The organism is Clostridium sp. CAG:221 (assembly GCA_000435835.1).
GTDB lineage: Bacteria > Bacillota > Clostridia > Clostridiales > Clostridiaceae > Clostridium.
In genome coordinates this window covers 45,869-61,471 of sequence record FR883406.1, presented here as the reverse complement: position 1 = coordinate 61,471, position 15,603 = coordinate 45,869, and the positions used below count along the sequence as shown (strand labels likewise).

The 15,603-nt window shown below is 30.2% G+C and carries 12 protein-coding genes; 9 read left to right on the top strand and 3 right to left on the bottom strand.

Features of this window, described 5'->3' with window-relative positions; genetic code table 11:
* Window positions 1-69: 69 nt before the first annotated feature.
* The gene (locus tag Q5O44_RS09705; protein WP_022168221.1) at window positions 70-1,077 is read right to left on the bottom strand and encodes a PLP-dependent cysteine synthase family protein; all 1,008 of its coding nucleotides are present in this window, start codon (window positions 1,075-1,077) and stop codon (window positions 70-72) included.
* 111 nt (window positions 1,078-1,188) lie between these two features.
* On the opposite strand from Q5O44_RS09705, the gene Q5O44_RS09700 reads away from it, so the two are divergent.
* Entirely contained in the window at window positions 1,189-1,518 is a 330-nt protein-coding gene (locus tag Q5O44_RS09700; protein ID WP_022168220.1) for a zinc ribbon domain-containing protein, read from the top strand.
* Complete coding sequence (locus tag Q5O44_RS15250) at window positions 1,490-1,564, top strand: zinc-ribbon domain-containing protein (RefSeq protein ID WP_368075617.1); 75 nt, start codon at window positions 1,490-1,492, stop codon at window positions 1,562-1,564. Before Q5O44_RS09700 ends, Q5O44_RS15250 begins: the two co-directional genes overlap by 29 nt.
* Before the next feature lie 49 nt (window positions 1,565-1,613).
* Here Q5O44_RS15250 and Q5O44_RS09695 read toward each other — a convergent pair whose 3' ends face one another.
* Window positions 1,614-2,891, bottom strand: a complete 1,278-nt coding sequence (locus Q5O44_RS09695) for a dicarboxylate/amino acid:cation symporter (RefSeq protein ID WP_022168218.1) — start codon at window positions 2,889-2,891, stop codon at window positions 1,614-1,616.
* A gap of 471 nt (window positions 2,892-3,362) precedes the next feature.
* On the opposite strand from Q5O44_RS09695, the gene glpK reads away from it, so the two are divergent.
* The 3 genes from glpK (at window position 3,363) to Q5O44_RS09680 (ending at window position 7,547) form a co-directional block, all read left to right on the top strand.
* On the top strand, window positions 3,363-4,862 hold the full coding sequence (gene glpK / locus Q5O44_RS09690; RefSeq protein ID WP_022168217.1) for a glycerol kinase GlpK: 1,500 nt from the start codon (window positions 3,363-3,365) through the stop codon (window positions 4,860-4,862).
* Window positions 4,863-5,463: 601 nt separating this feature from the next.
* Window positions 5,464-5,988, top strand: coding sequence for a hypothetical protein (locus Q5O44_RS09685; protein ID WP_022168216.1), 525 nt, complete (start codon window positions 5,464-5,466; stop codon window positions 5,986-5,988).
* 608 nt (window positions 5,989-6,596) lie between these two features.
* Entirely contained in the window at window positions 6,597-7,547 is a 951-nt protein-coding gene (locus tag Q5O44_RS09680) for a ribonuclease Z (RefSeq protein ID WP_022168215.1), read from the top strand.
* A 36-nt stretch (window positions 7,548-7,583) separates the two neighbouring features.
* Here the strand turns inward: Q5O44_RS09680 and Q5O44_RS09675 are convergent, their stop codons facing one another.
* The gene (locus tag Q5O44_RS09675; protein WP_022168214.1) at window positions 7,584-8,285 is read right to left on the bottom strand and encodes a hypothetical protein; all 702 of its coding nucleotides are present in this window, start codon (window positions 8,283-8,285) and stop codon (window positions 7,584-7,586) included.
* 214 nt (window positions 8,286-8,499) lie between these two features.
* On the opposite strand from Q5O44_RS09675, the gene Q5O44_RS09670 reads away from it, so the two are divergent.
* The 4 genes from Q5O44_RS09670 to Q5O44_RS09655 all read left to right on the top strand — a co-directional run bounded on the left by Q5O44_RS09670 (window position 8,500) and on the right by Q5O44_RS09655 (window position 15,589).
* On the top strand, window positions 8,500-9,201 hold the full coding sequence (locus Q5O44_RS09670) for a carbonic anhydrase (protein ID WP_022168213.1): 702 nt from the start codon (window positions 8,500-8,502) through the stop codon (window positions 9,199-9,201).
* Window positions 9,202-9,320: 119 nt separating this feature from the next.
* On the top strand, window positions 9,321-13,673 hold the full coding sequence (locus tag Q5O44_RS09665; protein ID WP_022168212.1) for a PolC-type DNA polymerase III: 4,353 nt from the start codon (window positions 9,321-9,323) through the stop codon (window positions 13,671-13,673).
* Window positions 13,674-13,808: 135 nt separating this feature from the next.
* A complete protein-coding gene (locus Q5O44_RS09660) occupies window positions 13,809-14,720 on the top strand; it encodes an AEC family transporter (protein ID WP_022168211.1) in 912 nt (303 codons plus the stop codon).
* Window positions 14,721-14,785: 65 nt separating this feature from the next.
* Window positions 14,786-15,589: a class I SAM-dependent methyltransferase gene (locus tag Q5O44_RS09655; protein WP_022168210.1), complete on the top strand. Its 804-nt coding sequence runs from the start codon at window positions 14,786-14,788 to the stop codon at window positions 15,587-15,589.
* Window positions 15,590-15,603: the final 14 nt, after the last annotated feature.

Below are 15,603 nucleotides of genomic sequence, written 5' to 3'. Positions count from 1 at the left end.
TTGACACTTTGTCAACAGTCTGAGGCAGTTTAAAAAACTGCCTATATTTTTTATATTATTTTATGGTGATTATAATATGCGAAAATGCAATAATTCAATATCTGAAGAAATAAAGTTTTCTTTAACAGGTTCTTTTTTCATTAAATCTGTAGAAATATATTTTTTATTATCATCAGGAAAAACGGTAATAGCTGCTCCTTTAAAATTATTCATTTCTAAGGCCTTAACAGCACCTAAAAAGTTAGCACCAGAGGAAATACCTACACCAAGACCAAGAACTTTAGAAAGTTTTTGAGCCATTATTATTGAATCGCCATCATCAACACTTATAATTTCATTTAAAGAGGCAAGATCTAAAATTGGTGGAACAAATTCGTCAGATATACCTTGAATCCTATGGTCACTTATGTGTGTTCCTGTTGATAGTGTTGGAGAATTAGCTGGCTCTAGAGGATAAATTCTAATGTTTTTATTTTTTTCTTTTAAGTATTTACCTATTCCCATAACAGTACCACCTGTACCAACACCAGCAACAAAGATAGATGGAATGATATGTCTTTTTCTTAAGGAAGAATAGATTTCAGGACCAGTTGAGTAGTAATGAGCATAAATATTATCTACGTTGGTAAATTGGCTTGGAAGAAATATATCAGAACAAAGTTTGCTACACTGTTCAATTAATGAAATACATTTTAGAAATCCTCCATCTTCCTTGGAAACTAAATGTAAGGTTGCATTGAAGCTTTCTAATAATTTCATTCGTTCAGTGCTGAGCCAATCAGGCATATAAATATGGACATCATGATTTAGATAGGTACAAATGGCTGCAAAGGATATGCCTGTATTACCACTGGTAGCTTCTGCAACAATATCTTTTTCTTTAATTTTACCAGCTAAATAAGCTTTTTTTATTATATATAAGGCAACTCTATCTTTAATACTTCCAGTATAATTGTAATATTCAATTTTAGAATAAATCTTTAAAGGTCTATCTTTATATTTAAAGGTAATTTCAATTAGTGGAGTGTTGCCTATAAGTTTTTCTAAATTGCTAATTTTATTTAAGATAGATTGCATAAAAAACTCCTTTATTTTAAATAATCTACTATAATAAATATATGCATATGTATAATAGAAAATATTAATGCTTATAAAACAAATTTATTAATATTATAAAAGGAGGAAACTATGTTTTTTATAGGGATTTTTGGCATAGAACATAGGGAAAAGATAATAAAAGAAATAAATAATCTTACATGTAAAAGATGTTTACAAAATGTTACAGGTAAATTGGTAAAGCAATATGATTATTTTCATTTTTTCTTTATACCTATATTTAAGTGGCATGAAGAATACTACCTTATTTGTGAGAATTGTAGCTGTGTATTTAAAGTTTCTAAGGAAAAGGGAAAAAGTATTGAGCATGACAATGATATAGAAATAAATTATTGGGATTTAAAAGAAGAGGAAAATACATGGAGGGAAAAAAATATGCCCAGGCTGTGGAAGAGAGGTTGATTCACAATATAGTTATTGTCCATATTGCGGTAATAGAATTAAATAAAATATTGTAATAGAAAATAAAAGGGCATTATAAATTGCCCTTTTCTTAATTAATCATTTAAAATTGCTGTATTAAGATCGTCATTAAAGATACTTTCATCTAGTTCACCGTATTGTTTAGCAATTATTGTTGTACATACTGCATCACCTGTAACATTGACAGCAGTACGACACATATCTAATATTCTATCAATTCCCATTATAAGACCTATTCCTTCAACAGGTAGTCCTATAGAATTAAAGACCATTGATAGAGTGATCATACCAACGCCAGGAACACCAGCAGTACCTATGGAAGCAAGTGTTGCTGTAAGTATTACAGTAAGGTAATCATTTAATCCTAGGTTGATACCAAAAGCTTGAGCAACAAATACTACAGCTACACCTTGCATTATAGCAGTCCCATCCATGTTAATAGTTGCACCAAGTGGTACAGTAAAAGATGATATGTTTTCAGAAACACCTAATTTTTCATCTAATGTTTCAATGGATAAAGGAATTGAAGCATTAGATGATGCTGTAGAAAATGCAAAGCTCATAACAGGAGCAAATTTGCTTAAGAATTTTATTGGGCTTAGTTTTGTAAAGCCTTTAAGCATAAGCATATATGTTACTAAGCAATGAATAGCTAATGCTAAAAATACTGCAAATATATATTTTAAAAGTGGAGCAAAAGCATTCCATCCCATAGTTGAAAAAGTTGTGGCTATAAGGCAAAATACACCTATTGGAGCAGCCTTCATAACTATTGTTGTCATCTTCATCATAATATCATTAAATTGTGTAAAAAACTTACCAACTGTTTCAGCTTTATCCTTCAATTGTGCTAAAATAAGGCCAATTAAAAGAGCAAATACTATTATTTGAAGCATATTTCCTTCAGCTAATGAATTTATAGGATTAGTTGGAATTATATTTAATATTACATCAGAAACTGCTGTACTTTCTGCTATAGTTGTTTCAGCAATTTCTATAGTAGATAAATCAAGACCTAAACCAGGATTAATTAACTTTCCTATACCAATGGAAAGGGTTATTGCTATGGCTGTAGTTGCAATATAGAAAGCTATGGTTCTAGCACCTACTTTACCTAATTTCTTAGTATCTCCAATAGACATACTACCGCAAACAAGGGAACAAAATACTAAAGGTACAACTAGCATTTGCATTGCTCGAACAAATCCCTTACCTATAACTTTAAAAACACCATTAATAATAAAATCATCCTTAATGTATCCACTAGGTAATTGGTATAAAATAATACCTGTAATGGCTCCAAGAATTAAGCATATAAAAATTTTCGCTGTCAAATTTAATTTTTTTCTCATAAGTATCCCCCTTTGTTTTTATCAAATGCAATTTTCGAAAACACAACTTGCAAAATATAAATATATTTATACCATAAAAAGAAGAAAATGACAATAGTGGAAATAAGAAAAAATCTATATTAATCTTGATATGTAAAGCTTTAGAGCTGTTAATTTGAAAAACAAATATAAATATTTACAAAAAATAACTTTCGTTTTTTGCAATTAAAAAAGTTAAATATCAGCAAAGATTGAGACTGTATAGTATATATAAATGAGAGAAGCAAGTTGACAAGAGTTATGATATTTGTAATACTAAAAAATATAACTGTAAACGGTTACCAAGTTACATTTAGAGTTTTAAAATTTCTATTTATGTAGGTAATAACAGAAAGTGAGAGTTACTACATAAAACATATGCATTTATGCAATTAATATGTTTTATGTGGTTATTTTTATTTAATATATATTTTGAAAGGATTGGTATAAAAAATGAAAAAGTATGTTATTGCATTAGATCAAGGAACCACAAGTTCAAGAGCTATTATTTTTGATAAGGATCAAAATATATTAGATATAAGTCAAAAGGAATTTACACAAATTTATCCTCATGAAGGATGGGTGGAGCATAATCCAATGGAAATATGGTCCAGTCAATATGGTGTTTTACAAGAAGTGCTGGCTAAATCTAATATAACTCAAGAAGAAATAGCAGCAATTGGTATTACCAATCAGAGAGAAACAACTATTGTATGGGATAAATATACTGGAGAACCTATATATAATGCCATAGTATGGCAATGTAGAAGGACTGCTGCAATTGTTGATGAATTAAAGAAGGATAAAGAGTTTGCTAAATATGTAAAAGAAAGTACAGGGTTATTATTAGATGCTTATTTCTCAGCAACAAAAATAAAATGGATTTTAGATAATGTGGAGGGAGCTAGGGAGAAAGCTGAAAAAGGAGAATTACTTTTTGGAACTGTAGATACATGGCTTGTTTGGAAATTAACTAATGGAAAAGTACATGTTACAGATTATACAAATGCATCTAGGACAATGTTATATAATATCAAAGAGCTTAGATGGGATGAGAAGATTATTGGAAGAGTAGGTATTCCTATGTCTATGCTTCCAGAAGTGAGAAATTCTTCTGAGGTTTATGGATACACTAATCTAGGGGGAAAAGGTGGTGTAAGAGTACCTATCTCTGGAATGGCTGGAGACCAGCAATGTGCATTATTTGGACAAACATGCTATAAAGCTGGAGATGTAAAAAACACATATGGAACAGAATGTTTTCTTTTAATGAATACTGGGGAGAAGATGATTGAAAGTAAAAATGGATTATTAACTACTATAGCAGTTGGTATAGATGGTAAAGTCCAATATGCTCTTGAAGGATCAGTATTTGTTGGTGGAGCTGTAATTCAATGGATTAGAGATGAGTTAGAGCTAGTGAATAATGCAGCTGATACAGAATACTTTGCAGGTAAAGTAAAAGATAATGGTGGAGTATATGTAGTACCTGCCTTTACAGGGCTTGGAGCTCCTTATTGGGATATGTATGCAAGAGGAACTATATTAGGACTTACAAGAGGCACTAATAAAAACCATATAATAAGAGCGGCATTAGAATCCATTGCTTATCAATCAAGGGATCTTATGGATGCAATGGAAGAGGATTCAGGTTGTAGACTTAATAGTATTAAGGTTGATGGAGGAGCTAGTAGAAATAATTTCTTAATGCAGTTCCAAGCTGATATAACTGGAACAAAGGTAATTAGACCAATAATTACAGAAACAACTGCATTAGGGGCAGCATATCTTGCAGGATTAGCTGTTGGCTTCTGGAAATCAAAAGAAGAGATAGCTACAAAATGGTGTGTAAGCCAAGCGTATGAGCCACAATATGATGAAGATAAGAAAGAAAAGCTTTATAGAGCATGGAAAAAAGCAGTAACTAGAGCTATGGCATGGGAAGAAGAGTAAGAATAAAAGAAATAAAAAAGGGTTTATATAATAAAATATGAAAAGAAAATTAATTGTGCTTATAGATAGATAAAAGGTTGGATTACTTTAAATAATTAATTACGAAGCGATTTATTAATAGCTACAATTTATGTAAAATATGGTATAATTAATCATAAAGTTTAGTGTCCAATTATATTATATTTTTTCATTAAATTAAGGAGGATTAATAATGAGAGGAATCATTTTAGTTATAGCATTAATTAGTTGAGTTTATGCATTTGGATGATATAGTTCTACCAATGAAAAATCAGAAGAAGATAATGTAATAAAAAGAGAGGATATAGATATTATTGTAAAGATATGTTTAGCGTTTGTAGCATCAATTATCATTGCATCTATATTTATAATCTTATTCAGATTATTAGGCTTTCAGCAAGACCGAATTGCTATTGTGGTTGCTACAATAACTACTGTTACTATGATGTGTTGCACATATGTTATCATTCAGGAAATAAGAAAAATTAAACATAATGATGAATAATATTAAAATTATGTGATATTATTATAAAACTTATATAATGGTAAATTACAATTTTAGGAAAAAAATGGAGGAAGGTGGATGAAAAATATAGGCAAATATTTAGGAGTACTTGCTGGATTTATGCTACTAATATTAATTTTTTTATATAATAACAGTGCTATAGGTACGTATAAGACAAATGTTGAAAAAGATGCACGAGTATCTCAAAGAATACCTGATGATTGGCAAGTAGCTAAAGCAGAAACAAAGCGTATTTCTTCAATGCTCTTTTATGAAGATAGTGAAGAAAAGTATATTATATCTATTTATGTTAATAATCAAGGATTTTCTTTTGGTTATTTCTTTAGATATGGTGCAGCAGGGGAAAATGTCAATGATGCTTTAGTACTTAAAATGAAAGGCTTTGATGAAAAGATTTATATGTCCATGAATAAGCAACAAATAGCTAAAATAGAAATTAACACTAGTAATGGTGTTGAAATAAAGGATATTGATAATAGTAAGCCATTTACAATTATCTTGCCAGCTAACTCAGAGATATTAAAAATGTATGATATTAATGGAGATATTGTGGAGAGTAAATACTATACTAGGACTGCTTAAAGAATGAGATTTTTTTAAAATTTTATAAGTTAAACAGTATTTCCGATAATAAATTAGCGTATCCTTTTATTCAACCGTTTTAAATTTTATTTCAAATTATATGAGTTTATGTAAAAGGGGTTATAGATTAGGGTAAAAATATTAACCAGCGGATTTTCTAATGGATTTCCTAATGACTTTAGTATTTTTTTAAGAAAATATATTTGCTTTTCTTTAAAATAATCTTGAAATAGGAGTATAAAACAGAGGAGGTACATACGGACATCCTTTTAAGTTGCAATAACTGAAGATTGTGTTCTTGAATTGTAAAAATAAATTGGAATTTAAGCCTCTAACTCTTTTAATAAAAATTGTAATGACATTACTGAGTTTGTGAGTTACACATAAATAAGGTTGCCTATATAGGCAACCTTATTTAATAGTGTGAGTTTTAGTAACTTAAATCATCAATTTTCCAAGGGCATGATTTATATCTATGATTAATATAATTTTTAATATGTTCCGCAATTGAAGCTTAGATAATATATGGAAGTATTAAAATCATATGGATAAATATAAAATAGTAGAGTAAATTAATAAATATACTAGTAAAAGAAAGAGGGGTAACAATGGTAGATTTATGCTTGTTAGGTTGTGGTGGTGGAATGCCTATGCCCTTTAGAAATTTATCGGCACTTTTAATAAACTTTAAAGGACGAAAAATATTAATTGATTGTGGTGAAGGAACACAGGTTTCCATGAGGATCATTGGTTGGGGATTTAAATCTGTAGATGTAATATGTATAACTCATTGTCATGGAGATCATATCGTAGGGCTTCCAGGATTGTTAGCCACCATAGGCAACAGTGGAAGGACAGCACCTCTTACCATCATAGGACCAGAAGGAATAGACAAGGTGGTAGATTATTTAAGAGTAATTGCTAGGTATCTGCCTTATGAAGTAAAGATTATAGAAAATGAAAGAAGAATAGCATTAAAAATGGGCAGTGAAACCTTAGAAGTAAACGAAGATGCTGAGGAAAAAACGGAGATAATGATTAATACAATGGAACTGGAGCATTCAGCACCATGTATAGGATATAGCTTTTATTTTAAGAGAGCTAGAAAGTTTAATGTGGAAAAAGCTCTAAAGAATGATGTGCCTAAATTATTATGGAATAGATTGCAAAAAGGTGAAGTAAGTATTATTTATGAGGGCAAAGAATATAAAGATTCAATGGTGCTTGGTGATGAAAGAAGAGGAATTAAGCTTTCCTATATCACTGATAGCAGACCTTTAGAAGAAAGTATAAATTTTATAGAAGATAGTGACTTATTTATTTGTGAAGGAACTTATGGTAGTGATGATGATATAGAAAAAGCTATAAAAAATCAACATATGACCTTTAGAGAAGCAGCTACATTAGCTAGAAAAGCAAAATGTAGAAAAATGATGCTTACTCATTTTTCGCCAGCACTACAGGACCCTTCCTTGTATATACAAAATGCAAAAGAAGAGTTTGAAAATGTAGTGTTAGGCTATGATAGATTAATAGATTTATTATCATTTATAGAATAAACATAGGGATGAGCTAAAAAAGAAGCTTGTACTTATTTATTTTATAAAATTAGTTGATGATTCCTCAGTATGGAGGTCCATTTCTGCCAGTGGGGGAAAATCATAGTAGGAAATTTCATAATTAGCTAGAAACTTTAAGATTTTATGAAAATCTTTAAGAAGATTTAGATTATTTTCATGGAGTAAATGTGTTAAATTCATATTTTCCCAATCATAAAACTTCCAGAAACTTTCTGCTTCATTTTCATATTCTTTTATTAATTTATCATCGTGTGCATTATTTTTTATTTCATGGCAAAGAAAGAAATTGCATACTGGATTCCTAAATTGAAATGGAATGGTACATCCAACTCCATCCTCTACAAAAGGGCAGCTTTTAAAGAAAAGTGATTTATCATGAAATTCATCAGAAATTAAGATGTTAAGCTCTTCATTTGAAAGTTCCAAGTTACCTTGAAGGAACTTTTGATATTTTTCTTCTTCAAAGATTCCATGAGTTTCAATATGATACTTATAGATTATGGTACCATCAGTGTTTATTATTTTATCTAAAACATTTTTTCCGCCTGGTAGTTGAACCATTTTCTGAATATCTACTAAATTAAATTTAGGAAAGTAATAGCAGCATCCTCTATGTTTTAGATTAGTAAAGTTTATTGAAATATGACTAGTACATTTTGAACAGTTGCTACAGTAATATCTTGGTATATTATTTTTAAATTCGGTTTTTAATATCATAATTTCACCTCTTTATAGAACTGATATAAGATAATTTTACCATCAAATTATGTGAAATGTATATTTTAAATATAAAGAAGAAAAAGAACTTATTTAGTGAATAAATTAACGAGATTAATGTAAATAATAAATATTATGTAAAATGATGTTTTGCATGTAGTGATAGCTGAGTGTATAATAGTTCCTTGGTAAACAAAAATTGGGAGGAAGAGAAATGAAGAGAATAACAATAACTTTGCTTATTATGAGTATGATGACATTAGTGGGATGTAGTGGATTAGCTACCGGTAGCGGAAATGTAGAAAAAGATGAGGCAAAATCTGAAGCTACATTAGAAAGTATGGAAATTAAGACAGCCAATGATGCCTTGGAAAGACTTAAAAAAGGTAATGAACAATATGTAAAGGATGCAAAGGAAACAATTGATGTATCAAAAGAAAGAAGAGCAGAACTTGAAAATGGACAAAATCCCTTTGCTGTGATCTTATCATGTTCAGATTCAAGAGTAGTAACAAGTCATATCTTTAATACAGGGCTAGGTGATATATTTGATATCAAATTAGCAGGTAATGTTGTGGATGATTTAGCTATAGGCTCCATTGAATATGGTGTTGAGCATTTAGGAGTACCTCTTTTAGTGGTAATGGGACATGAGAGTTGTGGGGCTGTTACAGCTGCTTATGAGAGTATTCATGAAGGAACTGAAGTAGAAGGGAATATAGGGTCAATAGTGGAAAGAATAGCACCAGCTGTAGAAGCTTCAGAGTCTATTGAGGAAGCTTCTCATAAAAATGTTGAAGATGTAATTGCTCAATTAGCAGAAGATGAAATCATCAAACATTTAGTTGAAAGTGGAAAGCTAGAAATTGTTGGTGCATACTATGATTTAGATGGACATGTAGAATTTTTAGATTAATTTTATTAGAATATAAAATTTAAAAAGCTATCTTAATATTTGAATATTAAGATAGCTTTTTAATTTTTATAATTGTGTTATAATGTTATAGTTAATTTTATAAAGATGAGGTGATTTTAATGAGCGAAGATATCTTAAAGAAAATTACCCTTGAAATAAATAAACATGAAAGCTTAGAAGATAAAGAATTAAAAATAATAAGATTTCAGCTTTTAAAAAAGAGTAATATTTTAAAAGTAATTTTAAGAGGAAAAGAAAGATTAGCCATAGAAGAAGAAGAATTAATAAAGAAGATAATATGTAAGACATTGATGATTAGGATAACTGTAGAAATCATATTTTATAGAGATGCTTCAAATATTTCTTTAGAAGAAGTGGTGAAAAGTCATTGGCTTGAATGTATTTCTGATACAGTAAAGAAAACGCCATTATGCAAGACCTTGCTTTTAAGCAGTAAAAGAATTGTTGAAGGTAATAAGGTAATTGTACTAAATGGGTATGATAAAGTAACTGACCATCTAAAGTCAAAATGTGGTGAGAAATCTATTGAAGGAAGTATTGAAGCCATATTTGGTTTGAAATGTAAGGTAGAAATAAGATTTGATCCATCTATGGAAGTAATTATAGATTATGCTGAAAAAGAAAAAAATGAAAGAAAACTTTTAAATCAGGCACTACAAGCCAAAGCTTTAGAAGCACAAAAAGCAGGAAATGGATCAAAAGAAAGTGGAAAGACAGAAGAAAAGAAACCTGCAGAGAAGAAGACATATGAAAAGAAAGAAAATACATATAAAAGAGAGCCTAAGAGTGAAAACTGTATTTATGGAAGAAATATATCTATTGAAGCAATACCAATTAAGGAGATAAATGAAACTTCTGGATATGTGGCAGTTTTAGGAGAAGTATTTAAGGTTGATACTATGGAAACTAAAACTGGAAAGATAATATTAACATTCTTTATTACAGACTATACTGACTCAATTACAGTAAAATGCTTCTTAAAGCCACAGGAAAAAGAAGAAGTCCTTAATAATATTAAAAAAGGACTTTATTGTAAGGTCAGAGGTGAAGCAATATATGATACATATGCTAGAGAAGTTGTTATCATGGGACGTGATATCTTAAGAATGAAAAAGCTAGAGAGAATGGATGGGGCAGCAGAAAAAAGAGTGGAACTACACTGTCATACTACCATGAGTGCTATGGATGGAATTACTCCAGTTGGAAAAATCATTGAAAGATCTGCTAAGTGGGGACATCCTGCCATAGCTATTACTGACCATGGGGTTGTTCAAGCTTTCCCAGATGCTCAAATTGCCGCAAAGAAAAATAAAATTAAAGTTCTTTATGGTGTGGAAGGATATTTAGTTGATGATGGTATTCCTTTAGCACTTAATGAAAAAGGGCAAAGCTTGGATGATACATATGTTGTATTTGACTTAGAAACCACTGGTTTTTCACCTAAGAATGATAAAATTATTGAAATAGGAGCGGTAAAGGTTAAAAATGGAAAAATAATTGATAGCTTCAGTGAGTTTGTAAATCCTAGAAGACCAATTCCTTATAAGATAACAGAGCTTACAGGAATAAGCGATGATATGGTAAAATATGCAGATTCAATAGACTTTGTATTACCAAAGTTTATGGAATTTATAGGAGATGCAGCAGTGGTAGCGCATAATGCTAGTTTTGACTGTAGCTTTATAGAAAAGAACTGCAAAGATTTAGATTTACCTTTTAATGCAACTATACTTGATACAGTACAAATATGTAGATTTTTATATCCAGAATTAAAATCAGTTAAGCTTAATTTAGTGGCTAAACATTTAGGAGTAAAGCTTACAAGCCACCATAGAGCTGTAGATGATGCTAAAGCAACAGGTGATATATTTGTAGAATGTATTAAGAAGATTAAAGAAGAATATGAGGTTTCAAGTTTAAGTGACCTTAATAAAATCTTCTTAGAAAAGGTAGATATTAAGAAACTTCCTACATATCACATAATAATTTTAGCAAAAACACAGGAAGGTATAAGAAATTTATATAAGCTTGTATCAGAAGCACACATAGATAATTTCTTCAGAAGACCGAGAACTAAAAAGTCAAGGCTTGCTGAAATGAGAGAAGGATTAATTATTGGTGGTGCATGTGAAGCAGGTGAAATTTATAGAGCTGTACTTGGTGGTAAAAAAGATGAAGAAGTAAAAGAAATAATGAGCTTTTACGATTATGTTGAAATTCAACCTATTGAAAATAATGCTTATCTTATAGAAAAAGGAAATGTTAAAGATGAAGAAGAGCTTAAGGATATAAATAGGAAGATTTATAATTTGGCAAAAGAAATTAATAAGCCAACTGTAGCTACAGGAGACGTACATTTCTTGGAGCCACAAGATGAAGCATTTAGAAGGATTATAATGGCTGGTCAAGGTTTTGGAGATGCAGAAAATCAACCACCTTTATACTTGAAAACCACAGAGGAGATGTTAAAGGAATTCTCTTATTTAGGTGAAGATATTGCAAGAGAAGTTGTTATTAAAAATCCACAAGAAATTGCAGACTCAGTTGATATATTAAAGCCTATTCCTGATGAAACATATCCTCCTAAGATTGAAGGGGCAGATGATGATATAAGGAACATGACAATGAATAAGGTTCATTCAATATATGGAGAAAATTTGCCAGAAGTAGTGCAGAAGAGGCTTGATAAAGAATTAAACTCTATTATAAATAACGGATATGCAGTTCTTTATCTTATTGCACAAAAGCTGGTGGCTAAATCATATGCAGATGGATATCTAGTTGGTTCAAGAGGATCTGTTGGATCTTCCTTTGTTGCAACAATGTCAGATATTACAGAAGTTAATGGTCTTCCACCTCATTATGTATGTCCAAAATGTAAAAAGTCACAATTCTTCTTAGATGGATCAGTGAGTTCAGGGGCCGATTTGCCAGATAAGGATTGCCCAGATTGTGGAGTGCCATATATTAAAGATGGTCACGATATACCATTTGAAACTTTCTTAGGATTTGAAGGAGATAAGGAACCAGATATAGATTTAAATTTCTCTGGGGATAACCAAGCTGATATACATAAGTATACAGAAGTTCTTTTTGGTAAGGGATATGTATTTAAAGCAGGTACAATAGGTACAGTGGCAGAAAAGACTGCCTATGGATTTGTTAAGAAATATTTAGATCAAAAAGGTGAAGTTGCTTCACAAGCAGAAATTGAAAGGTTGACCATTGGATGTACTGGAATAAAAAGAACTACAGGACAGCATCCAGGTGGAATTATGGTTGTGCCTAATTATACAGATGTATATAATTTTACGCCTATTCAAAGGCCGGCAGATGATAATACATCAGATGTAACAACAACCCATTTTGATTACCACTCAATTTCCGGAAGACTGTTAAAGCTTGATATACTAGGACACGACGATCCGACGGTATTAAGGATGCTTCAAGATATAACAGGCATAGATCCTAAAACAATACCGTTAAACGATGAAAAAGTATTATCATTATTTACTAAGCCAGATGCTCTAGGAGTTACTAAAGAGGAGCTTGAATGTGAAGTTGGTTCTTATGGTCTTCCTGAGTTTGGTACAAAGTTTGTAAGACAGATGCTTGTGGATACACAGCCTAAAACCTTCTCTGACCTGGTGAGAATTTCAGGACTTTCTCATGGTACAGACGTATGGCTTAATAATGCACAATACTTTATTAAGGAAGGATATACTACCTTAAGAGATTGTATTGCAACAAGAGATGATATTATGGTATACCTTATGTACAAAGGTGTACCTCCTAAAACAGCTTTTACCATCATGGAAAGTGTAAGAAAAGGTAAAGGCTTAACAGAAGAATTTGAAAAAATAATGAGAGAAAATAATGTTGAAGACTGGTACATAGAATCTTGTAAGAGGATTAAGTACATGTTCCCTAAGGGGCATGCTGTTGCATATTGTATGATGGCAGTGAGAGTTGCATATTATAAGGTATATTATCCACTGGCATATTATGCAACATATTTTACAGTAAGAGGAGCAGATGATTTTGATGCAGATCTTATTTGTAAAGGTGAAAGTGCAGTACATGCTAAATTACAGGAACTATATGCATTAGGAAATAGTGCAACAGTAAAAGATAAAGGACTTATTACAGTACTGGAATTAGCATTTGAAATGTATAAAAGAGGCTTTGAAATGCTTAAAGTTGATTTATATGAATCTGATGCAACTAAATTCCAAATAGTTGGTAATGCTTTAAGACCACCACTTAGTTCTCTTCAAGGTGTTGGAGTGAATGCTGCCAAGGCAATAGCTGAAGCAAGGAAAGATGGAGAATTTATTTCTAAAGAAGACTTAAGAATAAGGTCTAAAGTATCAAAGACTGTTATTGAAACTTTAAGTACACATGGATGCTTAAAAGGAATGTCAGAAACTAATCAACTTTCATTATTCTAATAAAAACTCATGTCAATATTAACTAGCTAGTATTAGAAATACAGATAAGGTTAATAGGGCATGAGTTTTTTTGTATGGTAAATATATGCCTGTGGAAAAAGTTGTAATATAATTAGGTGTAAGGGGGATAAAGAAATGGATATAAGTATAATAATAAATAAAGTAATATCGCTATTTTTAATTATTTTAGTGGGGGTTTATGGAAGTAAAAAGAAAATAATCAATGAAGAAGTAAATAAGGGATTAAGTAGTATATTACTTAATATTACTTTGCCTATAATGATAATATCATCATTTTTGATTAAATATGATGAAGAAATGAAAAGTAATGTAATTAAGGCATTTTTTTATAGTGGTATAACTATAATAGCTAGTATTTTCATATCATATATATTTTTAAAACCTATAAAAAGTAAGAATAAATTTTTATTACAATTTGCCAATGTATTTTCAAATTGTGGCTTTGTAGGTTTTCCTATTATAGGAAGCATTTATGGTGCAGAAGGAGTAATATATACTTCTATTTTTAATATGTTTTTTACTATTTTGGTTTGGACTTATGGTATTTTATTGTTTACAGGAAAAATAAATATAAAAGAGATTAAAAAAGTATTAGTAAATCCTAGTGTAATAGCAGTATATATTGGAATAGTATTATTTATTTTTAAAATAGATATTCCAGAAGTTATTACTTCTACTATGGATTTAGTAGGAGCAGTTACAACGCCCTTATCAATGATAATTGTAGGTGTTATATTATCACATATTAGTTTTAAGAAATATATGAGTGATTGGACTGTGTATTATAGCTCATTATTAAAGCTTATAATTACACCATTAGCTTTATTTATGATTTTCAAGATATTGAAAATTCATTCAGTATTAAGTAATACAATGGTGCTTCTTACAGCAATGCCTACGGCAGCTATAACATCAATTTTAGCAGAAAATCTTAATAAAGAAAAGGAATATGCTACAATACTGGTGTTTATTTCCACAGTATTATCATTAGTTACTTTTCCTTTAATTGCATATGTAGTAATTTAAGTTATATGAACCAATTTATATTTGTAACATAAAATAAAAGCAAAAGCAATTTAGAGGTGTATATAGTGACATATAGTTCTATTTATAATATGATTGGCTTTAATAATGAAGTAGATAGATTGAAGGCACAAGTACAATTAGGCTGGGAAAAAGAGTTTAGGACATTAAAATGGCTTGGGTTAAAAGATGGAATGAATATATTGGATGTAGGAGGAGGGCCTGGCTTTTATTGTGAAAAGCTTTTGGAAAACTTACCAAACTCAAGGGTAACTATATTGGATATAGATGATAAACTGCTTAGGATTGCTAAAAATAGACTGTCTAACAGTTATTATAATAATAGAATAGCCTTTAAAAAAACATCTGTCTATAAAACTGGAATAAAAGATAATACTTATGATTTTGTAATATGTAGGTTTGTTTTACAACATTTAGATAAGCCTGTGGAGGCTGTAAGGGAAATATATCGTATTTTGAAGCCAGGAGGAATTGTAGCTATTATAGATTCAGATAGTGGTCTTATGGGAATAAGTGATCCTGCCTTCCTAATTAAAAGTGGAAGAAGTTTTTTTCAGGAATTAGAAAAGCGAGCAAGATGGAATAGGGAAATAGGAAGAAAGTTAGTGAAGATATTAAAAAGATGTGGTTTTGAGGATTTGGATTTTGAAGCTGTAACCATCCATAGCGATATTATAGGAATGAATAATATTTTAAAAATTCCTAAAATTAATGATGAACAAATAAAGCTTTTAATGAGATGTAATCCCAATGTAGGGAAGGTAATGCAAAAGTTTAAAGATGGAAGGTTTGAAAATAATTATACAATTATTTTATTAAATTTAATTGCAAAAGGGGTAAAAAAAATATGAGATTTTAAAAAATC